This window comes from Flavobacterium poyangense, from assembly GCF_011751075.1.
Lineage (GTDB): Bacteria > Bacteroidota > Bacteroidia > Flavobacteriales > Flavobacteriaceae > Flavobacterium > Flavobacterium poyangense.
The window spans coordinates 161,329-187,312 of record NZ_JAALLN010000002.1 but is presented as its reverse complement, the minus strand read 5'-3'; the positions used below and the strand labels follow the sequence as shown (position 1 = coordinate 187,312).

Below are 25,984 nucleotides of genomic sequence, written 5' to 3'. Positions count from 1 at the left end.
CAGAGTTGTATATCAAATTTACTAAAAAAATAACTACGATGATTTAAAAACAACAAAAACTATAAGAGGAGTTGCTATAGCTGATGAATAAAAGCTAAAGCATTTGTCTGGTCCTGATTTAGTTGCTCTTTTAACAAATCTACAGAGCCGAATTTCTGTTCTTCGCGAAGATAAGTTAATAAAGAAACTTCAATTTTGTGACCGTAAATATCAGCGTCAAAATCAAAAAGATGTACTTCTATTGTTTGCCTGTCTCCATTTACAGTGGGGTTAAAACCGATATTCATCATTCCAAAGACGACCTTTCCATTAATGTAGGTCTGAACGACATATACACCGGTTTTTGGGATTTTTTTATAATCTTCTTCAATGTGAATGTTGGCTGTTGGAAATCCGATTGTCCTTCCAAGTTGTTTTCCTTTTACAATTTCGCCGGTTAGAAAGTAAGGATAACCTAAATAATCGTTGGCCAAAGTGATATTGCCTTCATCTAAAGCTTTTCTGATTTTAGTCGAGCTTACCGAAACATCCTGAATTTCCTGCGCAGTAATTTGTTCAACTTCAAAATCATATTCTTTTCCAAATGCAATCAGGTCGTCAATATTGGCTGTTCTGTTTCTGCCAAAGCGATGATCGTGACCAATAATTATTTTTTGAATATGAAATTGATCTACTAATATAGCATGCACAAATTCTTCGGCAGTTAAACGGGAGAAATTTTCATTAAACGGATGTATAACCAGATTTTCAATTCCGGTTTGTTCCAGAAGTTTTGTTTTTTCAGAAATGGTATTGAGTAGTTTTATTTCTGATTTTTCCTGCAGTACCATTCTTGGATGCGGGAAAAAAGTAAGAACCAGACTTTCGTATTTTCCGTTTTCGGTATTTTGAGTAATTCGCTCCAGAATTTTTTTATGACCAATATGTACACCATCAAAGGTGCCAAGAGTTAAAATAGTTTTCTTGGTTGACCGAAAATCGTTTATAGAATGAAAGAGCTTCAAAGCAAATTGTTTAAGATGCTGCAAATTTATACTATCTAATTTAAATATGCGTACTCAGATCGACTGATTTTTTCATTGAAATTTGGTTTCTTTTTGTTTAAAAAAACAAATTACTTGTAGATGAAAATATATTAAATGGTTCAGATATGTAAGAATTTAATTTAATTGGCTTATTTTTGATGTCTCAAATACCACATTCTTTATGAAAAAACTACTACTTTCTATAGTGATTCTTTTCTCGTATGCCGCAATTAATGCTCAAAGCAATGTTTTATGGCAAAAAGTAAGTTCAGCTTCTGTTCTTAGTAGAAAAGTAACGTCTGACGATTCAGAAAAAATGTATTTTAAGTTAAATTCAGATTTTCTAAAAACAAAACTGTCTGCCACTGCTGATAAGAAAACGAAAAGAAATACTTCTGAAATTACTTTTCCAAATGCAAGCGGAGTTTTGGAGCGGTACACGGTTTGGGAATCGTCTAATTTTGATCCTGAATTACAGGCAAAATACCCGGATATCAGGTCTTACGAAGGTGCCGGGATTGATGATAAGTCAGCTAGAATTCATTTTAGTGTTTCTCCTGCCGGAGTACAATCTATGGTATTACGTGCAGAAAAAAATCCGGAGTTTGTAGAAAAGAATCCGGACAATAAAGGACAGTACGTTGTTTTTGCTTCAAAAAGCAGCCTTTCAAAATCTGCTCTGGCTTGTTCTACCAAAGAAACTCCGATCAATAAAAAAACAGAAAGTAAAAGCGGTACCGCAAAGACCGGAGTAAATAATAAAGTTTTCAAAACATTGCGATTAGCTTTGTCGTGTACCGGAGAGTATACCACTTATTTTGGAGGTACAAAAGCAGGTGCATTGGCGGGTATGAATGCTACTTTGACAAGAGTTAATGGTATTTTTAACAGAGACCTTGCGATCAGATTGATTTTAATTGCCAATACTGAGGCCCTTATTTACACAGACGCCAGCACCGACCCTTATTCAGTTGCTTCTGTAGGAGCCGATGGTGCCTGGAATCAGGAAATTCAAACCACTTTGACAAATGTTGTTGGTAATAACGGGTATGATATCGGGCACTTATTTGGTGCTTCTGGCGGAGGAGGAAATGCGGGGTGCATAGGTTGTATTTGTACTGATCCTACAACTTCTGAACCTTTAGGAAAAGGGAGCGCTTATACATCACCATCTAATGCAAAACCGGAAGGCGATACTTTTGATATTGATTTTGTAATTCACGAATTTGGTCATCAACTTGGAGCTAACCATACTTTTTCGTATGATGGGAGTGAGCGAACAAATGTTAATGTAGAACCGGGTAGTGGTTCTACGATTATGGGATATGCCGGGATTTCTGAGGGGTATGATGTGCAAAACAGATCAGATGATTATTTTGCATATGTCAGTATTTTGCAAATTCAGAATGTGCTTTCAAGTGTGACTTGTCCCGTAAGTTTACCTTTAACCAACAATCCACCAACGATTAGTGCAGGGCCAGATTATACAATACCAAAAGGAACGGCCTTTATTCTTAAAGGAACAGGTTCCGACCCGGATGGAGATACAGTAACCTATTGTTGGGAAGAAAACGATGTTGCAACAAATACATCCGGAGAGACCAGTAAAGCCTATCCGACAAAACCGGATGGACCCTTATTTCGTTCTTTTCTTCCAGTGACATCGCCTAACAGATATATGCCGCAGCTAAATGATGTGCTGCAGAATAAGTTATCATCAACATGGGAATCTGTTTCTTCTATAGCCAGAACCTTAAACTTTACGCTGACAGGACGTGACAATGCCGCTCAGGGTACAGCACAGACCAATACTGATGCGATGGTTGTTGTTGTGAATGCTAACGCAGGTCCTTTTACTGTTACATCTCAAAATACAGACAATATCGGTTGGCTAAATGGAAGCCTGCAAACGATTACCTGGACAGTTAATAATACCAATACTTTGGCAGGTTCTTCCAATGTTAATATCAAACTTTCTACAGACGGGGGGCTAACATTCCCTGTGACTCTGGCAGCCAATACACCAAACGACGGTTCGGAAACGATTACTGTTCCTGCAGATCTTAAAGCAACCTCTTGCAGATTATTGATAGAACCCACGGCTAATATTTACTATGCTGTCAATAGCAAACAGTTTGCTGTAGGTTATGCTGTTGCTACAAATTCAAATACATACACTTTTGCTGCTCCGTTTGCAATTCCGGATGGCAATTTGACATATACGACAAGAATAATTAACGTACCTGCACCGACCGGAAAAAGTAGTAGTACAAGTTCAGACACTTCTGGAAGTGGTGCTAAGAATGCCGTAACGAATGCCGACTTGGCCAGTGTTACTGATGTGGATTTGAATATTAATTTTTCGCACTCATTTTTGTCAGATGTTGAGATAAGTATTAAGAGTCCAAAAGGTACTGTGATTCCTTTGTTTCAAGGGAGCTGTGGTGGTAATTCAAACACATTGTCTTTAAAATATGATGATGCCGGAGGTACACTTTCTTGTGGATCAAACACACTGCAAACAATTGTTCCGATAGGTAAATTGAGTACGCTTAATGGCGAGAACCCTTACGGAGACTGGACTTTAATGGTTCGCGATATTGATGCTCAGGAAACAGGAATTATAAATTCAGCATCCATTACAATTCAGACTCAGAAATATACTTTGGGACTTGATGAGGTTGTCCCTGCGATTGACTTTGTTCTTTATCCAAATCCAAATAAAGGAAGTTTTACAATTCAATTTTTACCGGAATCAGGTTCAGGAATTAGTGTTTTTGTAAATGATATTTTGGGTAGAACAGTTTATTCAAACTCCTTTACAGCCTCAGCTATTTTCAATCAAAATATTCAGCTTCCGAATGCCGCAAGAGGAATTTATTTGGTAAGCGTTATTGACGGTAACCGAAAAACGGTTAAGAAAATAGTAATTAATTAAGATAACGCGCCGGATGCAATCCGTGCAATTAGCGGCAAAAAAAGTTCGCCACAAATTGCACGAATTGTTTTTTAAGCTAAGATATAATCATTTTAATCCTTTAAATCTGTGGCAGATTTTTTTGCCAAAGATTTAAAGGATTTCTTTTAATGCGCTATTGCCATACAGACAATACTGATTTTTGCGCCCGGAATTTTTAATAAGGCATGGGAACAAGCCTCCAGTGTTGCTCCTGTTGTAAGGACATCATCGACAATTAAAAAATGTTTACGATGATTGTTTTCTGAAAAATGTACATCAAATATATTTTCGATATTTTCTGAGCGTCCTAAAAGATTCTTTTTTGACTGTGTTTTGGAGTATCTTTTTCGGTACAAAACAGTATCGTCATAATAGATATTTAAATCTTCGGCCAGGGCTTTCCCAAATGTTGTGACCTGATTATACCCTCTCTCTTTAAATTTTCGCTTGTGCAACGGAACCGGGATTATTGTATCAAAAGGGATTTCTAATGGTAGTTTTTTAAGATCTTCGGCATACCAATGGCCCAAAACAGTTCCAATTTCTTCCTGGGCCTTATATTTTAAGTTGTGAATGAGTTCCTGAACGATTCCTTTTTTATTAAAATACAAAAAGGCAGAGGCATACTCGATGGTAACTTTTCCGTAAAACTTTTTGACGGCTTCATTTTTAGGATCCAGGTGATATTGGGTAAGAGGTAGTTCGTGACGGCATTTGGTACACAAAACAAATTCGTAAGTCATTAAAACGCTGTGACATCCGGCGCAAAGTTTAGGAAAAAACAGGTCAATGATATAATTAAACACAATTAGAAAGAATTTAGTTACAAAAATAACGAAATCAATCCTTCAAACTTTATTATTTTTCTTTTTTTTAATGGTACTTTTTATATTTTTGCATCACTATGGCAAAACAAGAAGATTTATTTAAGAATGTGGTTTCGCACGCAAAAGAGTACGGATTTATTTTTCCGTCAAGCGAAGTATACGATGGATTGAGTGCAGTATATGATTATGCACAAAATGGTGTCGAGTTAAAAAAGAATATCCGTGAATATTGGTGGAAATCAATGGTTCAGATGAATGAAAATATTGTCGGCTTAGACGCTGCAATATTGATGCATCCAACTACCTGGAAAGCTTCAGGCCACGTTGATGCTTTCAATGACCCGTTAATTGACAACAAAGATTCGAAAAAAAGATACAGAGCTGACGTTTTGGTTGAAGATCATGCTGAAAAGATTAATCTGAAAGCCAAAAAAGAAATCGAAAAAGCAAAAGCTCGTTTTGGAGAGGCTTTTAATGAAGAAGAATTTATTACGACTAATGCAAGAGTTGTGGAATATCTTGCAAAAGAAAAAGAAATTCGTGAAAGACTTGGACGCTCTTTAGGTAATGGAGACTTAGACGATGTAAAAGCTTTAATCGAGGAGCTGGAAATAGCAGATCCTGATACCGGTTCTAAAAACTGGACAGAAGTACGTCAGTTTAACTTAATGTTCGGAACTAAATTGGGAGCCTCTGCAGATTCTGCAATGGATTTATATTTACGTCCGGAAACGGCTCAGGGTATTTTTGTGAATTTTGCAAATGTGCAAAAATCTGGTCGTATGAAGATTCCTTTTGGAATTGCTCAAACCGGAAAAGCTTTTAGAAATGAAATTGTTGCGAGACAGTTTATTTTCCGTATGCGTGAATTTGAACAAATGGAAATGCAGTTTTTTGTGCGTCCGGGTGAAGAAATGCAATGGTACGAACACTGGAAAACTACACGTTTAAACTGGCACTTGTCTTTAGGATTAGGAAAAGAGAATTACCGTTTTCATGATCACGAAAAATTAGCACATTATGCTAATGCAGCGGCTGATATTGAGTTTAATTTTCCATTTGGTTTCAAAGAACTGGAAGGAATTCACTCCCGTACAGATTTCGACCTAAAAGCACACGAAAAATATTCAGGAAGAAAACTACAATATTTTGATTCTGAATTGAATGAGAACTACGTGCCATATGTGGTAGAAACTTCAGTTGGTTTAGATCGTATGTTCCTGGCCATCTTTGCTACTTCATTACAGGAAGAAACATTAGAAGATGGTTCTACAAGAACGGTTTTAAAATTGCCTGCAGTTTTAGCGCCAACAAAAGCAGCGGTTTTACCATTGGTGAAAAAAGATGGTTTACCTGAAATTTCTAAAAAAATCATCGAAGATTTAAAATGGGATTTCAATGTTTCTTATGATGAGAAAGATGCAGTGGGTCGTCGTTACAGAAGACAGGATGCTTTAGGAACTCCGTTTTGTATTACCGTAGATCATCAGACGATCGAAGATGAGACGGTTACAATTCGTCATAGAGATACAATGAAACAAGATCGTGTGAAAATTTCTGAATTACGAGCTATCATTGAGAATGAAGTTTCGATGAAAAACTGGTTAATGAAGATGTAATTTTTCAAATAGAAATACAAAAATCCCAAATTCCACATTAGGAATTTGGGATTTTTTTTAATTTAGACCTTGTATTTCATCGGATATATTGTTGTTTTATCCTTATGTGTTAACATTTGGGAGTAATATATTAACAATGAAATATTTATGCGTTTGTAATTCGTAGTTTTAAATGTAGATAGAATCAAGACAGTTCGATATTGAAAAAGTATTCGTATATTATTATTGATGATGACACTGAAAGTATTTTGAAAACCAGAACTGTTGCAGAAGGTTTTTCGGACTTAACTTTTGTGGGCACTGCTGCGAATTACCAACAAGGATTAAATCTAATTTTACAGCACCAACCTTCATTGGTCTTTTTAGAAATCGATCCACAAGAACCTGCAAGCAATTTGTCGCTTTATTTTATCAATGAATTGTATCGGTATTTAGCAGTCCTTCCCAGAATTGTTATCATTACTTCAAGAACAGAGTTGGCTTATGAGGCCATTCAATATGGTGTTTTCGATTATTTGCTGAAACCTGTTTTGGAAATGGATTTGCGTAAGCTTATTCTAAAGCTGAATCGTATAAATTTGATAACAGAGTTAGTCAATATGAGAGAAGATAGTCCTGCTCCGGTTGTTGCTGTTCCCAAAATCCCTCAGGAGATCGAGAAACCGCTTATTATTTGCATAAAATCGTACGGTGATTATCGCTATCTGAATGCGGAAGATATTACCTATTTTCAGGCCGATAACAATTCAACTGACATTTACCTTAATTCCGGTGAAATGATAACGGCTTTTAAAACCCTTAAGCATTTTGAGAATGTTTTATCCTATCCTTTTTTCCGGATTCACAACAGTTATATCATTAATCGAAATTATGTGGCACGCATTCATAGCGGAAACTCAGTTTGTTACATAAAAAACTCCTCAAAAAAAATCCCCTTCTCTAAAACATACAGATCAAATGTTGATTTAATAATCTCTGATTTTATTATAGGAAATTACTTAGAGGTCTAAAAATTAAGCGTTTACGTTGATTTGACGCGCATTTACTACCAATTGGGTATGTTTTACCACAAACTAATTTTTTTATGTAAATTTTTTTGATTCCGGGCTTAGTTTTACACCGTGGTTCATTTTAAGAATCACATGCCCCAAATAAAAATCATAAACAAAAAAAATCAAGATCATGAAAAAAGCAGCTGTAACAATCGGATTATTATCTTTAGTATTAGTAGTAACTTCATTTACTACTCCGGAAGAAGTAAAGAATATAGCTAGTAACGATTTAGACATCATTTACCCTATAGATGGTACTTCAATGGGAAGACGTAAGAGCGATAATGTTGGATATGAAAATCAAGTTGAATCAAACTTTAAACAATCCAGCAGTTTTGCAACTGAGAACCAATCAACACGTATGAATGTGAAATTGGATTAAAAATAAAGAAAATAGAAAACGAGGCTGTCAATTTTATGACAGCCTTTTTTTTTGGGCTATAGTTTTAGTATTTTTGATGAAATTCAAAGAAACTATTGAAAAATAATTACTTCATATTATTCCTTCTCTGTATTGCTTTCTGCGGTTGTACCAAGAAAGGGAAAACCGACAAGAATGTACAATTATCAGAAGATAGTCTGGCCACTTATCTATCATTAGCAAATGATATAAACCTTCCCTTTGACTACAAACAAGAGTATAACAAAAAGGCATTTGCCATAGTTATAAATGAGAAAAATGATTCTCTTAATAAAGTTAATCTTTTTAAAATTGCCAATCGATATTATAACATGAGCGATTGGGTTTCTTATCTGGAAACCACAGAATTGATTTTAGAGCGGTCAAAGGCTTCGAAAGATTCTCTTCATATGGCTAAAGCGTATAGCTATTTAGGAGATTATTATACCGTTCACGCCATAACCGATAGTGCCTTTTTGAATTACTTTAGGGCAGAAAAAGTGTATTTGAAAATCAACGATCACTATAATTTAGCAAAGACATTTTTGAATAAGGCAACTCTTCAGTATAACGAAGGCGATTATTTTGAAAGTGAAATCAATATTTTTAAAGCACTCCGGATTTTAAAACAGCGAAAAAATGTTAATGATCAGCTTTATGATTGTTATAATTTGTTGGGAATCTTATATAACGAAAGAGAAGAGTTTGGCAAAGCACTTGAATTTCATCAAAATGCATTGAGTATTTTGGCCGACAAATCAATTCCTGCGGACTTTCAGTTAAAAGCTACTTCATTGAATAATATTGGGTTTGTTAATTTAAGAATGCGCAACTACAGTAAAGCAAAGGTATATTTTAGTAAAGCTCTCGATGAGAAAAACCTATTCAGGGAGAATACCATCTTGTATACTATTATATTAGATAATTTAGCGTATTCGAAATTTAAATTAGAGGAGTCGGAAGGACTTCCCGGGCAGTTTTATAAAGCGCTGAAAATTAGAGACAGTATAGGTTTGAAATCAGGTGTAGTGTTGAGTAAAATACATTTGTCTGAATATTATGCTTTTAAAAAAGACACCTTCAGAGCAGTTCAATACTCTAAACAGGCGCTCATTTTGTCGCGTAGCTTAAAAAAAATAAGAGACATACTTGAAGCTCTGAAGCAAATAGAAGCAGTAGATCCTAAAAATGCTTCTGTCTATACGAAAGAATATATCCGGCTTAATGATCGTATGTTGAAAGCGGAACGAAAAATGGGAGAGAAATTCTCGAGAATTGAGTACGAAACCAATGAAATAAGGGATCAAAATTCAAATCTCCAGGAAAAAATTAAAACGTTAGTTTATGTCTTTAGTATTCTTACTTTGATTGGTTTGGTTTTCTATGTTTACAAAACACAGAAAGCGAAGAACAGGGAATTGCTTTTTAAGCAGCAACAGCAGATTGCAAATGAAGACATCTATAATTTGATGATTTCCCAGCAAAACGATATTGAACTGACTCGTATAAAAGAAAAGAAAAAAGTGGCTCAGGAGTTGCATGATGGTGTTTTGGGGAGAATGTTTGGAGTGAGAATCAGTTTGGATAGTTTAGATAAAATAGAAGAGGCCGAAGCAGCAGTAAAAAGAAAAAAATATCTAACAGAACTTAAAAATATAGAGGAAGATATACGCGAAATTTCGCATGATTTAAATAGAGAAAAGTCAGAATTAATTAATAATTTTGTTTTGATTCTAAACAAATTATTTGAAAACCAACAACAAACGTACCCTTCTAAATTGATTACTGCGTTTGATTCTCAGATCAAATGGGAACTGGTTAGCAATACTGTTAAAATTAATTTATACAGAATTATTCAGGAAGCGCTTCAGAATTGCAATAAGTATGCAAAGGCAGAAACGATTACCGTTGAATTTAAAAGCGAGATAAATTATTTGGTTGTATCTGTTCAGGACGATGGAACCGGATTTAATGTGAAAAGAACAAAGAGCGGAATCGGCTTGCACAACATCGAATACAGAGCTGCAGAATGTAAGGGAACCGTAACAATAAAATCTGCCGCAGGAGAAGGAACGCTACTTTCGGTAAAAATACCCATCGATCAAAAAATTAACCTACAAAAGAAATGACAGTTGACCCAAACACTACAATTTCACAATTAAGTAAGCAAAATATATTAATTGTTGATGATCATCCTTTTATTATAGAAGGATATAAAAATGCGATAACGCGTTATAATACGAAACAATACGAGTTTAGTTTTGCACAGGCCCACGATTGCAGGTCAGGATATGATTTGATAGAAAATAGTGCAACACCAAAGTTTGATGTTGCTTTTCTGGATATCAGTATGCCACCGTATGAGGAAAAAGAGATTTTTTCAGGCGAAGATCTGGCAAAATTAATCTCAAAGAAAATGCCTCATTGCAAGATTGTTTTGTTAACGATGTATACGGAATTGTTGAAAATTAAAACGATTATCAGAACCATAAACCCAAATGGTTTAATCATTAAAAATGATCTTACTTTTGATGAGTTATTGTTTGCATTCGACAGAGTAATGAAAAATGAAAAGTATTACAGTCAGTCCGTAAAAAAAATGTTGAATCAGGCTTCTCATAATTCGATTGAAATTGATGAATTCGATAAACAGATTTTATTTCATTTATCAAAAGGAACTCCGGTGGCGGTGATGCCGCAATATATTCCGATTTCGTTAAACGAGATAGAGAAACGAAGAGCGAATCTAAAGGAGTTGCTCAAAATAAAATCCGGATCTGATGATGATTTGGTAAAAGAAGCAAAATGTAAAGCGCTTTTTTAAAAATAAATTGAAACAAAAAACGACATCTTTTGGATGTCGTTTTTTTATTTGAGTTGCTTTTTTATTCGCTTAGAGCGTCCCAGCCTCTGGCTTTTAAAGCAATTTTAGTATTGGCACGGGTTACTAAATGAATTCCTTCGCTTTCATCTGCCATATGACCAATGATTGAGAAATTTGGATTCCCTTTTATTTTTTCAAAATCGTTGATGTCAATGGTAAATAATAATTCATAATCTTCACCACCATTAATCGCAACTGTTGTACTGTCGATGTTGAATTCTTCACACACATTAATAAATTGTGGGTCTAATGGAAGTTTGTCTTCATACAGATTACAACCTACTTTAGATTGTTTGCACAAATGAATAATTTCTGAAGATAATCCGTCAGAAATATCAATCATAGAAGTTGGTTTGATTTCAAGAGCGTGTAATAAAGTACGAACGTCTTTTCTTGCTTCCGGTTTTAACTGACGCTCGATTAGATAAGTGTAAGCGTCTAAGTCCGGCTGACTGTTCGGATTAACCTGAAATACTTGTTTTTCTCTTTCTAAAACTTGTAATCCCATATAAGCGGCACCAATGTCACCAGTAACTACTAACAGATCGGTGTGTTTGGCTCCGTTTCTGTAAACGATTTCGTCTTCATTGGCTTCACCGATAGCGGTAATGCTAATAATAAGTCCTTTTTGTGATGAGGTGGTATCACCACCAATAACATCAACTTTATATTCTTTTGCAGCGTGTGTAATCCCTTCAAATAATTCTTCCAAGGCTTCTAGTGGGAAACGGTTAGAAACGGCCACAGAAACCGTTATTTGTGTTGGTTTGGCATTCATGGCACAAATGTCGGACACATTTACAACAACAGCTTTATATCCTAAATGTTTTAAGGGCATATAAGCCAAATCAAAATGTACCCCTTCAATCAGTAAATCGGTAGAAACAACTACTTTTTTAGCTGCAAAATCAAGAACTGCGGCATCATCACCGATACTCTTTAAAGTAGATTCCTGAGTAACATCGAAGTTCTTGGTTAAATGTTCAATCAAACCAAATTCACCTAATTGCGCGATACTGGTACGTTGCGGATTTTTATCTTCTATCATTTTTCTATGTTCCAATGTTTTTAGGATGCAAAGGTACAGGTTTTATTTAAATTTATTTTAATGACCTATCTGTAGAGACGCACTGCTGTGCGTCTCTACTGCTGTGCGTCTCTACAGTTGTGCATCTCTACGTGGTAAAATGACATGTAAATAATAAAAATCACAATAAATAATAATTTTTATTTTCCTGCTGACAAACTGTTGTCACCGGCCCGTTTTACTTTTGAAGTAGTAATAATTTAAAACTTTAAAAATCATGAAAACATTAGCTGCTCAAGTAATTACTCCTGAAGATTTATTGAAACACTGGCAAGGACATCGTGCATTGACACGTCGTGTGATTGAGGCTTTCCCTGAAAAAGATTTCTTTGAATTCTCAATTGGAGGAATGAGACCTTTCGCAAAATTAGCAGATGAACTTTTGTCTATCGCGGCTCCGGCTCTAAAAGGAATTGTAAACAGAGAAGTGAAACCTTATACCGAAGGGGAGGAAAAATTAGTTTTTAAAGCACAGTATCTTGAAAAATGGGATGAGGCTACTGCCGAAATTGATAAATACTGGCAAGAACTGACTATTGAGGATTTTAGTGAGACATTTAACCTTTTTGGGCAGTATGAATTTCCGATCGTTCAGAATGTTTTATATTTTATTGATAATGAGGTGCATCATCGCGGACAAGGATATGTTTATCTGAGAGCTTTAGGAATTGAGCCTCCGTTTTTCTGGGAAAGATAAAAAATAATTTATATCTTGCTTTGATTCAAATAGTTATTTAATATAATCCGTACTACATTATGAGCTTTAAAAATATAATGACCAATTATGCCGAATACAATTTATGGGTAAATCAGCAGTTTGTAAATTGGCTTTCTACAAAATCAGAGGAATTACTGCATAAGGAAGTTCCGTCAAGTTTTTCAAGTATCGTTAAAACGCTGAATCACATTTGGGCAACCGAAGAGTATTGGTATTCTGTTATCGCAGAAACTTCTGAATTTGATAAAAGAGAAAATCAGGAGTTGATCACAGCTGAGATATTGGAAGGATTGGTAAACAGATCAACAAAACTGGCTGAATTTATTAAATCATTGTCTGAAGAGCAATTGTTGAAAAAAGTTAAAATCGAGAATCCTTGGTTTCAATGCGAACAGCCAATTAGTGATTATCTGTTACAAGTTGTAAATCATGGTACATATCACAGAGGACAAATTGTAACTATGGGACGAAATATTGGTATTACGGATGCGACAAATACAGATTATAATTTTTACAATGTTGTAAAGGTGCAATAGTTATTATATACGATTATAAACAAAACCCGACAGATTTCAAAAACCTGTCGGGTTTTGTTTATAAAAGACGTTTTTTATTAATCTCCAGTAGTTCCAGTACTTTTGTTTTTAGTATTTCAGGTTCCAGGATTTTGGCATAATCTCCAAACATTAAAAACCAACGCGGAAAACCATTTTCGATGTCGCAGGACATAAAGGTCATTTCGATTTGTCCGTCGACTTCTTTTTGCGAAACATAACCATGGTATTTTTGTTCGTGACGAAGATAACCGGAAATCTTTTTTGGAACCAGAATTCGGATTTTTGTAGTTGTTTTTTGTTGATCCTTTTTTGTTAAATAAGTTTCCAGTGGACCGTGTTCGAGAGTAAATTTTAATTCTGTCTTTTTAATATTCTGAATCCGGTCTGTTCGAAACTGGCGATAGTCTTTTCGCAAATGGCAATAACCTAAAAAGTACCAATTACTGTTTTCATGAAAAAGACCAACCGGCTCTATGTTCCGATGACTTGCTTCTTCCGATTCTATTGTTTTGTAGGACAATTGAATTTGTCTTTTTTCGGCAATACTTTCAAACAATAGTGCTAAAGTATTTGGAGAATTGTCATTAAACAAAGGCTCCGAAGCATGCATCAGGATTTTTGATTCGATGTTCGAAAGCCAGTCTTTGTCGGTACTTCTCAAAACAGATTTTAACTTATACATCGCCGAGGCATAATGACTTCCGAGAGAAGGATCGGTGAATTTCTGCATTAGTTTTTCGGCAGCTATAAAGCTGCTGACTTCTTCGCGTGTAAACATGACGGGTGGTAATCGGTAACCGTCCATTAAAGCATATCCAACTCCGGCTTCACTGTATATGGGTACTCCCGATGCTTCGAGCGTACGAATGTCGCGGTAAATAGTTCTTAAACTGACTTCAAAACGATCAGCCAATTCCTGTGCTTTTACAATTTTCTTAGATTGCAATTGAATCAGAATGGCGACAATGCGGTCAAATCGTTTTGGGGTTTCGTCCATTTTTTTGAAGTTACTTAGGTTTTGAGTTGCTGAGGTTCTAAGATTCAAATATACAGCTCAAAAACAGAAAAGCCAACAACTTTTGGTATTGGGTTATTTTTAAAGTTAGTAAGGTTCTGAGTTGCTGAGGTTCTGAGATTAAAAAACACAACTAAAAAGCAAAAAAAACCTGACAGCGAAAGTTGTCAGGTTTTATCTATATTCTATTTTCTATATTCTAAAAAACTTTAGTCGTTAAGTTTCAAAACAGCCATAAACGCCTCCTGAGGAATCTCAACGTTTCCTACCTGTCTCATACGTTTTTTACCTTTTTTCTGTTTTTCAAGCAATTTACGTTTACGGGAGATATCTCCACCATAACATTTTGCGGTAACGTCTTTACGAAGTGCTTTAATAGTCTCACGGGCAATAATTTTAGCTCCAATTGCTGCCTGAATCGGAATGTCAAATTGTTGTCTTGGAATTAACTCACGTAATTTCTCGGTCATTTTTTTACCGATATTATAAGCGTTGTCTTCGTGGATCAATGCAGAAAGCGCATCAACCGTTTGAGCATTTAGAAGGACATCCAGTTTTACTAATTTTGAAGTTCTCATTCCGATAGGAGAGTAGTCAAAAGAAGCATAACCTTTAGAAACTGTTTTTAAACGATCGTAAAAATCGAATACAATCTCTGCCAACGGCATGTCGAAATTCAATTCAACACGTTCTGTTGTCAAATACGTTTGGTTAGTAATTTGACCACGTTTTTCGATACACAAACTCATTACGTTTCCAACGAAATCCGCTTTGGTAATAATTGTAGCTTTTATGAAAGGTTCTTCGACACGATCTAATTTTGATGGTTCCGGTAAATCGGAAGGATTGTTTACGATAAGTGGAGTTTCAGGCTCTTTTTTGGTATAAGCCAGATACGAAACGTTCGGAACTGTTGTGATTACAGTCATATCGAACTCACGCTCTAAACGTTCCTGAATAATTTCCATATGAAGCATTCCTAAGAATCCGCAACGGAAACCAAAGCCTAAGGCAGCGGAACTTTCAGCACTAAAAACCAGAGAAGCATCGTTAAGCTGCAATTTTTCCATAGACGAACGCAAATCTTCGTAATCCTCTGTGTCAACAGGATAAATTCCTGCGAATACCATTGGTTTTACATCTTCAAAACCGGTAATCATATTTGTTGTAGGAACTTTTGCATCGGTAATAGTATCTCCTACTTTTACTTCGCGCGCTTCTTTAATTCCTGAAATCAAATAACCAACGTCTCCGGCAGAAACAACACTTTTAGGAACCTGATTTAATTTTAAAGTCCCGATTTCGTCAGCAAAATATTCATTGTCGGTTGCCATGAATTTAATTTTTTGCCCTTTTTTGATTTCACCATTTACGACTCTGAAGATTACTTCGATTCCACGAAACGGATTATAAACCGAATCAAAAATCAAAGCCTGTAAGGGTTCATCAGGATTTCCTTTTGGAGCCGGAATTTTTTCGATAATGGCCGCCAAAATGTTTTCAACACCAAAACCTGTTTTTCCCGAAGCATGTATAATGTCTTCTAATTTACATCCCAGTAAATCAATAATATCATCGCTAACTTCTTCAGGATTAGCACTTGGTAAATCTACTTTATTTAAAACCGGAATAATTTCCAGGTCATTTTCTAAAGCTAAGTATAAGTTTGAAATTGTTTGTGCCTGAATACTTTGTGCAGCATCCACAATCAAAAGGGCTCCTTCACAGGCCGCAATAGATCGGGAAACTTCATAAGAGAAGTCAACGTGACCGGGAGTGTCAATTAAATTTAAAATATATTCTTCTCCTTTATACGTGTATTCCATCTGAATGGCGTGACTTTTAATGGTGATTCCACGCTCACGTTCCAGATCCATGTTGTCAAGCAATTGTGCTTTTTCTTCACGAGCTGTTACCGTTTGTGTGGCACCAAGTAAACGGTCTGCCAATGTACTTTTACCGTGGTCAATGTGTGCAATAATGCAAAAGTTACGTATCTTCTTCATTTTAATATGTCAATTCTCTAAACGAGTTTAAGTATTTTTTTTGTAAAACCTGCACCGGAGCAATTGCTTTAGAGCGTGTTATTAAAGCGCAAAGATAGCGCAAAGTTTTGGATTCTGGAATCGTTGTCGTTTGATAGTTGAATTGAAGGAATTAAAATGTTTAATAAAACTCAAATCGGAGTACTTTTTTAGTTGATTTTATCGAATTTTTAAACCCTACAGGTTTCAAAAACCTGTAGGGTTTGTTTATAAAAGGGTTTGTAATAAAAAAAATTAATCAAGTTTGTAATTGTATCCTAATTGTAGATAAAAAGGAACCATAGGTACGGTTTTAAAATCCTGCGTTATGATTTTTCCTAATCTTAGCGTGATATCACTTTGATTAAAAGAGTAACCGGCTTGTATTCCGTAATTGAAATTTCCTCCTGTAGAAGGTTCGTACCATCCATCTTTTACTTCTGGATATACTTCCCGATAGATTTCGCTGTGTTTAAAATGGGTGACGATCGCTTTATCAAAACCAAATTCTATGGCGGTAAACCATTTGGGTTTGTAATAACCAATTACGGCAGTTGCATCAGCACCAAAATTTTGCAGTGTGGCCAAAGGATTTTCAAAACGTCGGTAAATACCGTGCACAGCTGCACTAAAATAGAAATTATTGATTTGATAGACATTGACCTGTCCGCCAATTTTGGTTTTGAAATCATCAAAAACAGTTTCACCCGACGGAATAGAAAAGGAGGCATCAATGACAATTGGTAATTTAGTTTTTAGTTTATAGCCATAAGCAATTCCGTAAACCAGACTGTGTTCCCATCCGATAGAGGCATTTAGGATGTGTTTTTCCTCCTTTTTCAGATTTTTCCAGTTGATGGTTTGAGAGTGGACTGTCGTAAAACTCAAGATCCAAAGTAAGAGAGCGGTAATTATTGATGTCATTTTCATTTTGTGACTATTTTAAAGCATTTAAATAATTCAGAACTAACGGATGGACGTTTTCCCATTTGAAGTAAATCATTTCATGACCCGTACCTTTTACTTCTGCAATTGTTGCGGTATTAAAAAAGGCGGCCTCTTTTTGCGCAAAACCAAATCCGTAAGATTGATTAAGGTCACCGTATAAAAACAGGACCGGAGGCTGGTATTGCTTGAGATTTGTAGTAAAGTCAAAACCGTCATTTTTAGCAATGTCTGCAAGGCTTTCCAAAACAGCAGTTCCAATTCGCCAGAATGGTGACGGTCCGGGGATGCCTTCTTTATTGCCTTTGGCATAGGAGAAATTTGTCGAAAGTGCGAATTTGTAATCGAGTAGCTCGTGTTGGTTTTCTTTGCCGGTCAAGAACTGATCGATGTATAATAAATTGCTTGTAGTTTCAGAAAACAAATCCATTTTTCGGCTCATTTCACCATAGTCATCCAGTAGTTTTTTGTTAAGACCACCCGGCTCGGCAAGGATAACACCATCAATTTGCTCAGGATAAGAATTAACGTAGGCTGCGGCAAGCATCGCACCCCAGGAATGTCCAAACAGGAAAATTTTCTGATTGGGGCCGGTTTTGTAATACTTGATAACCTCGGTAAGATCTTCTAAAAATAAGGGTATGGAATAACTTTTTTTATCATGTCTTTTAGATAATCCGGAACCTCTTTGATCATAGAATATCACATAATAACCATCGTTGGCAAGTTGTTTGGCGTTGAGACCATTTCGGTAATCCGAACCGGGACCGCCATGTAAAAAAACAAGCATCGGATTGTTGGGATTTCCGAAAGTTTCGGCATGTAATTGTGTTCCATTTACAAAAATGGAAGGAAGAGAGTTGTCCTGATCAACGGTTTTTGGAACCAGATTTCCGGGTTCATTAAGTTCATTCCCCTGTTCGCATCCGAAAAAAAGAAATACGGAAACAGCGAATGTCAGCGAATAAATTACGGTACTTTTCATGGCATAATTTTTTAAATTTCTGCAAAGATGTGCCGTATGACGCTACGGGTCGCCCCAACTTGTAAGGTGGTTCTATTTTATTTTAAATATTCTGAAGGAGAAACTCCGGTTGCCTTTTTGAAATTGCGGTTGAAGGCCGTTTTAGAATTAAACCCACATTCGAAAGCCAAAGAAAGCAAAGTGTATTTTTGATTTTCGGGTAGTTGAATCAGATTTTTGAATTCTTCAACTCGGTGACAGTTGATGTAATCGTAAAAATTTTTTTGCTCGACAGAGTTAATGACCTGCGATAGAATGTTTGGATGTACGTTAAGGGTTTGGGATAGTTCCGTTAAAGTTAAATCAGGGTTTTTAAACTGTTTTTCTTTCTGCATCATGGCGGTTAGCTTTTGATGAATGGATTGAAGTTCATCAGCACCTAGACCTGATTTTTCATATTTAACTTTTTCCAGTTGATTTTCAGTTGGCTCACTTTCAATAGAAATTTTTTCCGGAGGGTTGTTTACAGGTAGTGGCTGGTTGGTGAAAATGCCAACCTGTTTAATTCCGAAATAGCCAATGAAAAAAAGATAAAAGACCACGACTGAAAAAATGTACCGATCGTCGGAGAAAATGACAACGAGCCAAATAATAACCAAGCCAAAAATCAGATAACGTAGCCAGGTCAGATTGATTTTTTCTGTAAAAGAGAATTGATCGGTAATATTTTTTCGGTGTTTCGAAAGTTTGTTAAGAGAAAGAAAAGCATATACAATTCCCGAAAGTAAAATCGAAGCATATAAAATGGTAATTAAGTCTTCGTACCCCTTTCCGCCATTTTTAAAGATGCTTATTCTCTTTTCAAAAGGCAAACTAAAAAATGGAATCAGAACAAGAAAAGCAATCAGAAACGGTATGAAATGTAAAAAAGCATATTTCCTTTTCTGATTCGGACTGGTTAAAGCTGTGGTGTATAAATACAAAAAAGGCCCTTGGATCAGTGGTAAAGGAAGTTCAAGCCCCAGTAAAAAAGGGAATTTGATGTAATGGTCATTAAAATGCAGATAAAATAATGACAGATGAAAACCCGTAAAAAATAACCAAAGGGCCAGAATCTTATCTGCGGTGCTTTTGTTTTTCTTACTGATCAGAATAAAAACCAAAAAAGCAGTAATTATGATGCCTGCCAGATACAACATATTCTAAATAATTTTAGTGAAATTTCATGTTGGAAATAGTAGGCAAGATAATTTATTTCTGTCAGATATCTGAGATTGAAATGTTTCTAAAAAATTATTCTTTTTCAGATTCGGCTGAGGACTTTTCTTTAGCATCTTCCTTGTGATTCTCTTTAAAAGCATCGTACCATTTTTCAATAGACGGATAGACAAAGGCCGCTACTTTTTTAACAGGGTTGTAAAAAATAGATCGGTCTAAAGTTTCTTTTTTTGCAAAGATGTTATTGAAATTTATTTTTTCAAAAAGAGCGATAACAATACTTATAATAAGAATGGTCTTTAAGATTCTGAAAAAACCGCCACCCAATTTATTAACTAATCCCAGATGAGCAAAATCAGCAATTCCGGTCAGAAATTTGGCTAACAAATAAACGCCAACCACTACTAGAATAAAAGTCAGGATAAAAGCGGTAACCTGAATATTAGTGGGATTCCAGCTTACATGTTTAGCAATAATGTCTCTCATTAAAGAAGAGAATTTCATGGCTAAATAAATTCCCAATAGTAAAGAAACAAAAGAAGCAATTTCTACAAAAAGTCCATTTTTGATGCCTTTGTATAAACTAAAAGCCAAAAGAGCACCCAAAATAATATCTAAAAAACTCATATTCGTATTTGTGATTAATGAAGCCGCAAATATAGAGGAATTCTAAAATTATTACTGTTAAACAAGGAAGGATATTATTGGTAAACCTGAACTTGATTGTTGAATGGTAATTAATTCAAGTTGCTGTTTGTAAAAATGTAGAATGTAAAATGTAGAATGTAGAATGTAGAATGTAAAATGTAGAATGTAAAATGTAGAATGTAAAATGTAGAATGTAAAATGTAGAATGTAAAATGTAGAATGTAAAATGTAAAATGTAGAATGTAAAATGTGAAATGTGAAAGAAGAGCAAGCTTTAGTTACTTGTAGGCGTGGGGGTGACAGAGTTTGTGTGAATTGATGAAGCACAGTAACAAATTATGAGGTTTTATGTCTAAATCTCTGGCTAGTAAAACTCATTTTTAATCTATCTTTTATTTGCTGTAAGTAAAACAACGAATCGGTTACTTGAGTTAATTATGTCTAAGTTTTAAAAATAATTCGTGCAAATTCGTGCAATTCGTGTTCAATTTTTTGCGCGTAGAATGTTATGTTGTGTTGCGGTGGAATAAAAACTTTAGTGCGTTGTATTTCTAGTTACTATCTTTGCATTTCTTATTTTAGAGTTCAGATTGTAGATTTTAGATAAAAAAAAGATTCTACAAAAACAATCTGAAATCTAAGATCTGCAATCTAAAATCATATAACACATGTCCAGAGATACACAACTAAAAGAGCGCTGGGAGAAGCTCGTTGATATACTTTCAAATCAATTTTCGCAAGGCGAAGACCTTGATTTAGATTCTATTATTTATCTGATCGGAGTTCAGGAACTTGGAAAAGTGCATCGTGAATTCAAAAAAGATGAAAAATTAAATTTAATGCATATTGCTATTTGCCGATTGTTGGAGCCCTATGGCTTTTATGAATTTGAATTTTTCGACGATGAAGGCTGGCCTCATTACCGCGTAAAAGAAGAATTACCGCCTCTAAAGGCAGGTGAACAATCGGTTTTGATGAAAGAAGCGATTGTAAATTATTTTTTAGAAAGAAAGTTAATTGAATAAAATTAAGTTAAAGTCACAATTTTCCGCTAATTGTATTCTTAAAACTGTGATTGTAACGGCTAACTTTCAACTAAAATGACTAAATTTGTTCCCTCAATTATAGAATGGAAATGATAGATAAGATAAAAGAGTATATCGGCGAAGCAGAAGCGTTTTCGACAGAAAATGCAGCAGAGCTGGAAGCATTCCGTATTAAATTCTTAGGAAAAAAGGGAGTTTTAAACGACTTTTTTGCTGAATTTAAAAACGTGCCAAATGACCAGAAGAAAGAATTCGGACAAGTTATCAATGGACTAAAAACAGCTGCTGAGGATAAAGTAAAAGCAATTGTTGAATCATTAGAGAGCAAAGAAGAAGCTAAAGGTGTTTTTGGAGATTTAACACGTGCGGCTGAACCTGTAATCATTGGTTCACGCCATCCAATTTCGATTGTTAAAAATCAGATTATTGATATTTTTGCAAATATAGGTTTTAACGTTTCTGAAGGGCCGGAAATCGAAGACGACTGGCATAATTTTACGGCTTTAAACCTACCGGAATACCATCCGGCGCGTGATATGCAGGATACTTTTTTCATTCAGACCAATCCTGATGTGCTGTTGCGTACGCATACGTCATCGGTTCAGGTACGATATATGGAAAATCATAAACCGCCAATCCGTACCATTTCTCCGGGGCGTGTTTTCCGTAATGAAGCTATTTCATCACGTTCGCACTGTATCTTTCACCAGGTAGAAGGATTGTACATTGACAAAAACGTTTCTTTTGCAGACCTAAAACAAACCTTATTGTATTTTACAAAAGAAATGTTCGGTAAGTCTAAAATTCGTTTGCGTCCGTCTTATTTCCCTTTTACAGAACCTAGTGCCGAGATTGATATCTATTGGGGTTTAAAAACCGAAACAGATTATCGTATCACAAAAGGAACAGGTTGGCTGGAAATTGGAGGATGTGGAATGGTAGACCCTAACGTTCTTAAAAATTGCGACATCAATCCTGATGAGTACAATGGTTTTGCTTTCGGAATGGGAGTAGAGCGTATTGCAATGTTACTGTATCAAATTGGTGATATTCGTATGTTCTACGAGAATGATGTTCGTTTCTTAGAGCAATTTAAATCAAATATATAATTTAAGTCAAAAGTCAAAAGTCGAAAGTCTCAAAGTTGGGACTTTCGGCTTTTGACTTTGTAACTTTTGACAGCTATGAAAAAAGATATAACAATCCCGGAAGTAGAAAATGTATTTCTTGCTGCCGTTCAGGAATGGAGCGATGATTTTATGGAGAAAGTCTGGTACGCTTATTTAGTAAACGATAGTGACTTTAATCTGGATAGTGTTATGGTAGTTTCTAAAGCATTTGGAACTATCGATGGTGAAATGAAAAAGACTTCGATTTTAAGACATGCTTTTGTTGAGGTTCCTGCTGTTTCTGTAGTTAAAATCGAAATGGTAGAGAAAAGCCTTTTAGTTTTAAACAACGAGTTTATGGTGACTTTCTTCATTGGGAATACATTATATGACAAGAAATTCATTTTCAAAGCGAATCATATTAACGAAAACGATACGGAAGAAGTGCCTATTTTGTTTGTTGAAGGGGTTATGGTGAAATAGTGAGGAGTGAAATGTAAAATGTGAAAAGAGAATAGGCTATACAGAAAGAGTCAAGAACAATCAGGTTGTCTTGACTCTTTTTTATTTTATGGTAATAAAGTCTATATTCTCTATTCTCTTTTTTCTAAAAAGAAACTAATCCAAAGACTCCGTTAATTTCTTAAAAACCGATTTAGCATCTTTTCCTTCGTACAGAACGGCATAAACAGCGTCTATGATAGGCGTTTTCGCACCGTAACCCTGATTGAGTTTGTAGGCACTTTTTGTGGCGTAATAACCTTCGGCAACCATACTCATTTCCATCATGGCACTTTTTACAGTATACCCTTTTCCAATCATATTTCCGAACATTCTGTTTCTGGAGAAAACGGAGTATCCTGTAACCAATAAATCGCCTAAATAAGCAGAGTCATTGATGTTACGTTTCATTTTGTGTACCTTTCGAATGAATTTTTTCATTTCACGGATTCCGTTACTCATCAGAACCGATTGAAAATTATCGCCGTAACCCAAACCATGAGCAATTCCGGCAGCAATTGCATAAATATTTTTAAGCATGGCAGCATATTCCGTTCCGATAATATCGTCAGAGATTTTGGCTTTTATATAGTTTCCGGAAAGCGTTTTCGCAACATTTTTGGCTTTGTCCGGGTCGCCACAGGCAATAGTTAAATAAGAAAGTCTTTCTAATGCCACTTCTTCAGCATGACAAGGACCGGTAATTACACCGATATTATAATAAGGAATGTCGTATTGTATATGGAAGTGCTCTCCAACAATTAAACTGGTCTCCGGAACAATTCCTTTAATAGCAGAAAAAATAATTTTATCAGCCAGAGAAACAGTAAGATGTTTTAGTTCTGCATCTAAAAAAGCTGAAGGGATAGCAAAGATGATATAATCTGCGTAGGCTACAGCTTCATTTATATTGTTGGTTAATTTAAGTTTTTGGGTGTCAAATTCCACCGAACTTAAATAATTGGGGTTGTGCTTGTATTTTTGAATGTGCTCTATAGCAGCATCATTACGCATGTACCACGAAATTTCAGAAAGATTTACGCAAAGCATCTTTACAATTGCTGTTGCCCAGCTTCCTCCTCCAATTACGGCAAACTTTAAATTTTCGCTCATTATTTTAATAATTTGAAGCAAAAGTACTTAATAAAGTAGTAATAATACAAAATCTGATTTAAGAATTTTAAATTGACGCTTGTAATCACAATGGTTTTCAGGCAGTTTGCATTAATTGTAAAAATATTTTAACAGTCACACAATAAAATTGTAAGCCTTACGTTGTAAGTATTTATAAATTAGAATTTTAATGAGTTTAGCAAAAATTGAGTTAGTTAGTTTTGTTTTAGTATTTTGAAAAGGCGTTCCTATAGTTAGTTTAAGAACGCCTTTCTATTTTAATTCATTTGAAGTTTTAGTAACTCATTTCTACAATAGATTTTACTTTCTCCAAGGTAATTAGTTGTTTTTCACCCAAACCTTTCCATCCTCTTTCGTCAAAACGGTTTACAATGAAATCAGCAGTTTCGCCATAATTATCTGTGTATTGTGATAATTTGGTGTCCATTCCCATAGTATGGAAGAAAGCTACTGTCTGATTAATCGCTTCTTTTGCCACTTCGTCATCAGAACCCGTTAAGCCAAAAATACGTCTTCCGTATTGTGCCAGTTTTTCTTTTTTGGTGTCAAACATTACCTGATATAAGCTTGGGCCTATAATCGCTAAAGTTCTGGCATGATCGATACCATACAAAGCGGTTAATTCGTGTCCAATCATATGCGTTGCCCAATCAGAAGGAACTCCTTTTTGGATCAAGCCGTTTAAAGCCATAGTACAACTCCACATAAAATTGGAAGCCAAGGCATAATCTGTCGGATTTTCTACCACTTTTGGGCCAACTTCGATTAAAGTCTGTAAAATTCCCTCCGCAATTCGGTCTTGTAAATAACCTTCATGTGGATAGGTCAGATATTGCTCCATTACGTGTGTGTAGGCATCTACAACACCGTTTTGTAATTGTCTTTTTGGTAAAGAGGCAATAACAGTAGGGTCACAGATAGAAAATTTTGGAAATAAAGCACTACCGCCAAAAGCCAGTTTTTCCTGTGTGGATTGAATCGTTACTACTGCTCCCGAATTCATTTCGCTTCCCGTTGCCGGTAAGGTCAAAACAGTTCCAAAAGGCACTGCATTTTCTTTTATTAAAAGACGTTTTTGAAGAATGTCTATCGGATTTCCGTCAAAGTTTACTGCGGCTGAGATAAATTTTACTCCGTCAATGACAGAGCCACCGCCAACGGCAAGAATGAAATCTATTTTTTCTGCTTTAATAACGTCAACCGCTTTCATTAAAGTTTCAAAATGAGGATTGGGTTCTATTCCGCCAAATTCTATAATTTGAAAATCTTTTAAATTTTGGATTACCTGTTCGTGAATTCCGTTTTTAAAAATACTCCCACCCCCGTAGGCCAGAAGGATTTTTGCATCTTTGGGAACTAAGGTTGAAAGTTTTTCTATTTGCCCTTTTCCGAAGATTAAATTCGTCGGATTGTATAATTCAAAGTTTAACATGTACTTATTTTTTACTATTTAGTTGTTGTAATAATTTATCCGCTACCAGTTTAGACGAGGCCGGGTTTTGACCTGTAATTAAAAGACCATCTTCTACTGCATAGGGTTGCCAATTTGCGGCTTTTGAAAATTTTGCTCCATTTTGTGTTAAAGCATCTTCCAATAGAAAAGGAACTACTTTCGACAGGCCAACTGCAGCTTCTTCTTCATTGGTGAAACCGGTTACTTTCTTGCCTTTTACCAAGTATTCTCCTTTTACTTTTACGTTTTTCAAAACTGCCGGAGCATGACAAACAAAAGCAACGGGTTTTTTATGGGTATAAAAAGATTCAATTAAGGCAATTGAACTTTTGTCTTCAACCAGATCCCATAACGGACCATGTCCTCCCGGATAAAATACAGCATCGTAACTCGCCTGATTTATAGTCGAAAGTTTAAGTGTATTTTTTAATTTTTTCTGTAATGTCTGGTCAGCATCAAATCTTTTGGTGTCTTCAGTGGCTGAAGCCGGATCTGCACTTTTAGGATCAATTGGTGGCTGACCTCCAAGAGGAGATGCAATTGTAATTTCGATACCCTTATCAAGTAATTCATAATAAGGAGCGGCAAATTCTTCTGACCAGAATCCTGTTTTTTCTCCGGTGTTGCCTAGTTTATCATTGCTGGTTACTACAAACAACACTTTTTTTATCCCTTTTTTATTTGACTTTTGAGCTGAAACAGTAAGGTTACCAGCTGCGATTGCCAGAAGCGCAAATGCTATTATTTTTTTCATATGATTTAATTTTTAAACAAATTTACAGCTAAAGTGATATCAGTA

23 protein-coding genes are annotated in these 25,984 nt (G+C 35.4%); 11 read left to right on the top strand and 12 right to left on the bottom strand.

Features of this window, described 5'->3' with window-relative positions:
* Positions 1-74: 74 nt before the first annotated feature.
* Positions 75-1,004 carry a bifunctional riboflavin kinase/FAD synthetase gene (locus G3A47_RS05735; RefSeq protein WP_166921227.1) on the bottom strand — a complete coding sequence of 310 codons (930 nt, stop codon included), beginning with the start codon at positions 1,002-1,004 and terminating at the stop codon, positions 75-77.
* Positions 1,005-1,206: 202 nt separating this feature from the next.
* Here G3A47_RS05735 and G3A47_RS05730 point away from each other — a divergent pair, with 202 nt between their 5' ends.
* On the top strand, positions 1,207-3,963 hold the full coding sequence (locus tag G3A47_RS05730; protein WP_166921226.1) for a zinc-dependent metalloprotease: 2,757 nt from the start codon (positions 1,207-1,209) through the stop codon (positions 3,961-3,963).
* A 146-nt stretch (positions 3,964-4,109) separates the two neighbouring features.
* Here the strand turns inward: G3A47_RS05730 and G3A47_RS05725 are convergent, their stop codons facing one another.
* Positions 4,110-4,727, bottom strand: a complete 618-nt coding sequence (locus tag G3A47_RS05725; RefSeq protein WP_166921225.1) for a ComF family protein — start codon at positions 4,725-4,727, stop codon at positions 4,110-4,112.
* 161 nt (positions 4,728-4,888) lie between these two features.
* Between G3A47_RS05725 and G3A47_RS05720 the strand changes: the two genes are divergently transcribed.
* From G3A47_RS05720 to G3A47_RS05700, 5 genes are all read left to right on the top strand, one after another.
* Positions 4,889-6,430, top strand: coding sequence for a glycine--tRNA ligase (locus G3A47_RS05720; protein WP_166921224.1), 1,542 nt, complete (start codon positions 4,889-4,891; stop codon positions 6,428-6,430).
* A gap of 200 nt (positions 6,431-6,630) precedes the next feature.
* Entirely contained in the window at positions 6,631-7,440 is an 810-nt protein-coding gene (locus tag G3A47_RS05715; protein ID WP_166921223.1) for a LytR/AlgR family response regulator transcription factor, read from the top strand.
* A 172-nt stretch (positions 7,441-7,612) separates the two neighbouring features.
* On the top strand, positions 7,613-7,864 hold the full coding sequence (locus G3A47_RS05710; protein WP_166921222.1) for a hypothetical protein: 252 nt from the start codon (positions 7,613-7,615) through the stop codon (positions 7,862-7,864).
* Between the two features lie 95 nt (positions 7,865-7,959).
* A complete protein-coding gene (locus tag G3A47_RS05705) occupies positions 7,960-10,011 on the top strand; it encodes an ATP-binding protein (protein WP_243860387.1) in 2,052 nt (683 codons plus the stop codon).
* Positions 10,008-10,706 carry a response regulator gene (locus G3A47_RS05700; protein ID WP_166921221.1) on the top strand — a complete coding sequence of 233 codons (699 nt, stop codon included), beginning with the start codon at positions 10,008-10,010 and terminating at the stop codon, positions 10,704-10,706. Before G3A47_RS05705 ends, G3A47_RS05700 begins: the two co-directional genes overlap by 4 nt.
* Positions 10,707-10,767: 61 nt before the next feature.
* Here the strand turns inward: G3A47_RS05700 and thiL are convergent, their stop codons facing one another.
* The gene (gene thiL, locus G3A47_RS05695; RefSeq protein ID WP_166921220.1) at positions 10,768-11,814 is read right to left on the bottom strand and encodes a thiamine-phosphate kinase; all 1,047 of its coding nucleotides are present in this window, start codon (positions 11,812-11,814) and stop codon (positions 10,768-10,770) included.
* A 256-nt stretch (positions 11,815-12,070) separates the two neighbouring features.
* Here thiL and G3A47_RS05690 point away from each other — a divergent pair, with 256 nt between their 5' ends.
* Both G3A47_RS05690 and G3A47_RS05685 read left to right on the top strand, forming a co-directional pair.
* Positions 12,071-12,550 (top strand): DinB family protein, encoded by a 480-nt coding sequence (locus tag G3A47_RS05690; RefSeq protein WP_166921219.1) that lies wholly within the window; start codon positions 12,071-12,073, stop codon positions 12,548-12,550.
* Positions 12,551-12,609: 59 nt separating this feature from the next.
* Positions 12,610-13,107, top strand: a complete 498-nt coding sequence (locus G3A47_RS05685; protein WP_166921218.1) for a DinB family protein — start codon at positions 12,610-12,612, stop codon at positions 13,105-13,107.
* Positions 13,108-13,165: 58 nt separating this feature from the next.
* Here G3A47_RS05685 and G3A47_RS05680 read toward each other — a convergent pair whose 3' ends face one another.
* From G3A47_RS05680 to G3A47_RS05655, 6 genes are all read right to left on the bottom strand, one after another.
* Positions 13,166-14,125, bottom strand: a complete 960-nt coding sequence (locus tag G3A47_RS05680; RefSeq protein ID WP_166921217.1) for a helix-turn-helix transcriptional regulator — start codon at positions 14,123-14,125, stop codon at positions 13,166-13,168.
* A 227-nt stretch (positions 14,126-14,352) separates the two neighbouring features.
* The gene (gene lepA, locus G3A47_RS05675) at positions 14,353-16,149 is read right to left on the bottom strand and encodes a translation elongation factor 4 (protein WP_166921216.1); all 1,797 of its coding nucleotides are present in this window, start codon (positions 16,147-16,149) and stop codon (positions 14,353-14,355) included.
* Positions 16,150-16,422: 273 nt separating this feature from the next.
* Positions 16,423-17,097 (bottom strand): hypothetical protein, encoded by a 675-nt coding sequence (locus G3A47_RS05670; RefSeq protein ID WP_166921215.1) that lies wholly within the window; start codon positions 17,095-17,097, stop codon positions 16,423-16,425.
* A 7-nt stretch (positions 17,098-17,104) separates the two neighbouring features.
* Entirely contained in the window at positions 17,105-18,097 is a 993-nt protein-coding gene (locus G3A47_RS05665) for an alpha/beta fold hydrolase (RefSeq protein WP_166921214.1), read from the bottom strand.
* Between the two features lie 77 nt (positions 18,098-18,174).
* The gene (locus G3A47_RS05660; protein WP_166921213.1) at positions 18,175-19,275 is read right to left on the bottom strand and encodes a helix-turn-helix domain-containing protein; all 1,101 of its coding nucleotides are present in this window, start codon (positions 19,273-19,275) and stop codon (positions 18,175-18,177) included.
* Positions 19,276-19,369: 94 nt separating this feature from the next.
* Positions 19,370-19,921: a CvpA family protein gene (locus tag G3A47_RS05655; RefSeq protein ID WP_166921212.1), complete on the bottom strand. Its 552-nt coding sequence runs from the start codon at positions 19,919-19,921 to the stop codon at positions 19,370-19,372.
* A gap of 689 nt (positions 19,922-20,610) precedes the next feature.
* Between G3A47_RS05655 and G3A47_RS05650 the strand changes: the two genes are divergently transcribed.
* The 3 genes from G3A47_RS05650 to G3A47_RS05640 all read left to right on the top strand — a co-directional run bounded on the left by G3A47_RS05650 (position 20,611) and on the right by G3A47_RS05640 (position 22,580).
* The gene (locus G3A47_RS05650; protein WP_166921211.1) at positions 20,611-20,967 is read left to right on the top strand and encodes a hypothetical protein; all 357 of its coding nucleotides are present in this window, start codon (positions 20,611-20,613) and stop codon (positions 20,965-20,967) included.
* A 110-nt stretch (positions 20,968-21,077) separates the two neighbouring features.
* On the top strand, positions 21,078-22,097 hold the full coding sequence (gene pheS / locus G3A47_RS05645) for a phenylalanine--tRNA ligase subunit alpha (RefSeq protein ID WP_047776842.1): 1,020 nt from the start codon (positions 21,078-21,080) through the stop codon (positions 22,095-22,097).
* A 75-nt stretch (positions 22,098-22,172) separates the two neighbouring features.
* Positions 22,173-22,580 (top strand): hypothetical protein, encoded by a 408-nt coding sequence (locus G3A47_RS05640; RefSeq protein WP_166921210.1) that lies wholly within the window; start codon positions 22,173-22,175, stop codon positions 22,578-22,580.
* A gap of 135 nt (positions 22,581-22,715) precedes the next feature.
* Here G3A47_RS05640 and G3A47_RS05635 read toward each other — a convergent pair whose 3' ends face one another.
* The 3 genes from G3A47_RS05635 to G3A47_RS05625 form a co-directional block, all read right to left on the bottom strand.
* The gene (locus G3A47_RS05635) at positions 22,716-23,711 is read right to left on the bottom strand and encodes an NAD(P)H-dependent glycerol-3-phosphate dehydrogenase (RefSeq protein WP_166921209.1); all 996 of its coding nucleotides are present in this window, start codon (positions 23,709-23,711) and stop codon (positions 22,716-22,718) included.
* 295 nt (positions 23,712-24,006) lie between these two features.
* The gene (locus tag G3A47_RS05630; protein ID WP_166921208.1) at positions 24,007-25,164 is read right to left on the bottom strand and encodes an iron-containing alcohol dehydrogenase; all 1,158 of its coding nucleotides are present in this window, start codon (positions 25,162-25,164) and stop codon (positions 24,007-24,009) included.
* A 4-nt stretch (positions 25,165-25,168) separates the two neighbouring features.
* Positions 25,169-25,939 (bottom strand): type 1 glutamine amidotransferase domain-containing protein, encoded by a 771-nt coding sequence (locus G3A47_RS05625; RefSeq protein ID WP_166921207.1) that lies wholly within the window; start codon positions 25,937-25,939, stop codon positions 25,169-25,171.
* Positions 25,940-25,984: the final 45 nt, after the last annotated feature.

What these genes read in the sequence shown, in the direction of transcription:
- G3A47_RS05670 (WP_166921215.1), bottom strand. Translation starts at nt 17,097, where the DNA reads ATGAAAATGACATCAATAATTACCGCTCTCTTACTTTGGATCTTGAGT.
- G3A47_RS05655 (WP_166921212.1), bottom strand. Translation starts at nt 19,921, where the DNA reads ATGAGTTTTTTAGATATTATTTTGGGTGCTCTTTTGGCTTTTAGTTTA.
- G3A47_RS05640 (WP_166921210.1), top strand. Translation starts at nt 22,173, where the DNA reads ATGAAAAAAGATATAACAATCCCGGAAGTAGAAAATGTATTTCTTGCT.
- thiL (WP_166921220.1), bottom strand. Translation starts at nt 11,814, where the DNA reads ATGATAGAAGATAAAAATCCGCAACGTACCAGTATCGCGCAATTAGGT.
- pheS (WP_047776842.1), top strand. Translation starts at nt 21,078, where the DNA reads ATGATAGATAAGATAAAAGAGTATATCGGCGAAGCAGAAGCGTTTTCG.
- G3A47_RS05720 (WP_166921224.1), top strand. Translation starts at nt 4,889, where the DNA reads ATGGCAAAACAAGAAGATTTATTTAAGAATGTGGTTTCGCACGCAAAA.
- G3A47_RS05650 (WP_166921211.1), top strand. Translation starts at nt 20,611, where the DNA reads ATGTCCAGAGATACACAACTAAAAGAGCGCTGGGAGAAGCTCGTTGAT.
- G3A47_RS05635 (WP_166921209.1), bottom strand. Translation starts at nt 23,711, where the DNA reads ATGAGCGAAAATTTAAAGTTTGCCGTAATTGGAGGAGGAAGCTGGGCA.
- G3A47_RS05700 (WP_166921221.1), top strand. Translation starts at nt 10,008, where the DNA reads ATGACAGTTGACCCAAACACTACAATTTCACAATTAAGTAAGCAAAAT.
- lepA (WP_166921216.1), bottom strand. Translation starts at nt 16,149, where the DNA reads ATGAAGAAGATACGTAACTTTTGCATTATTGCACACATTGACCACGGT.
- G3A47_RS05710 (WP_166921222.1), top strand. Translation starts at nt 7,613, where the DNA reads ATGAAAAAAGCAGCTGTAACAATCGGATTATTATCTTTAGTATTAGTA.
- G3A47_RS05665 (WP_166921214.1), bottom strand. Translation starts at nt 18,097, where the DNA reads ATGAAAAGTACCGTAATTTATTCGCTGACATTCGCTGTTTCCGTATTT.
- G3A47_RS05730 (WP_166921226.1), top strand. Translation starts at nt 1,207, where the DNA reads ATGAAAAAACTACTACTTTCTATAGTGATTCTTTTCTCGTATGCCGCA.
- G3A47_RS05625 (WP_166921207.1), bottom strand. Translation starts at nt 25,939, where the DNA reads ATGAAAAAAATAATAGCATTTGCGCTTCTGGCAATCGCAGCTGGTAAC.
- G3A47_RS05660 (WP_166921213.1), bottom strand. Translation starts at nt 19,275, where the DNA reads ATGTTGTATCTGGCAGGCATCATAATTACTGCTTTTTTGGTTTTTATT.
- G3A47_RS05725 (WP_166921225.1), bottom strand. Translation starts at nt 4,727, where the DNA reads ATGACTTACGAATTTGTTTTGTGTACCAAATGCCGTCACGAACTACCT.
- G3A47_RS05690 (WP_166921219.1), top strand. Translation starts at nt 12,071, where the DNA reads ATGAAAACATTAGCTGCTCAAGTAATTACTCCTGAAGATTTATTGAAA.
- G3A47_RS05630 (WP_166921208.1), bottom strand. Translation starts at nt 25,164, where the DNA reads ATGTTAAACTTTGAATTATACAATCCGACGAATTTAATCTTCGGAAAA.
- G3A47_RS05685 (WP_166921218.1), top strand. Translation starts at nt 12,610, where the DNA reads ATGAGCTTTAAAAATATAATGACCAATTATGCCGAATACAATTTATGG.
- G3A47_RS05680 (WP_166921217.1), bottom strand. Translation starts at nt 14,125, where the DNA reads ATGGACGAAACCCCAAAACGATTTGACCGCATTGTCGCCATTCTGATT.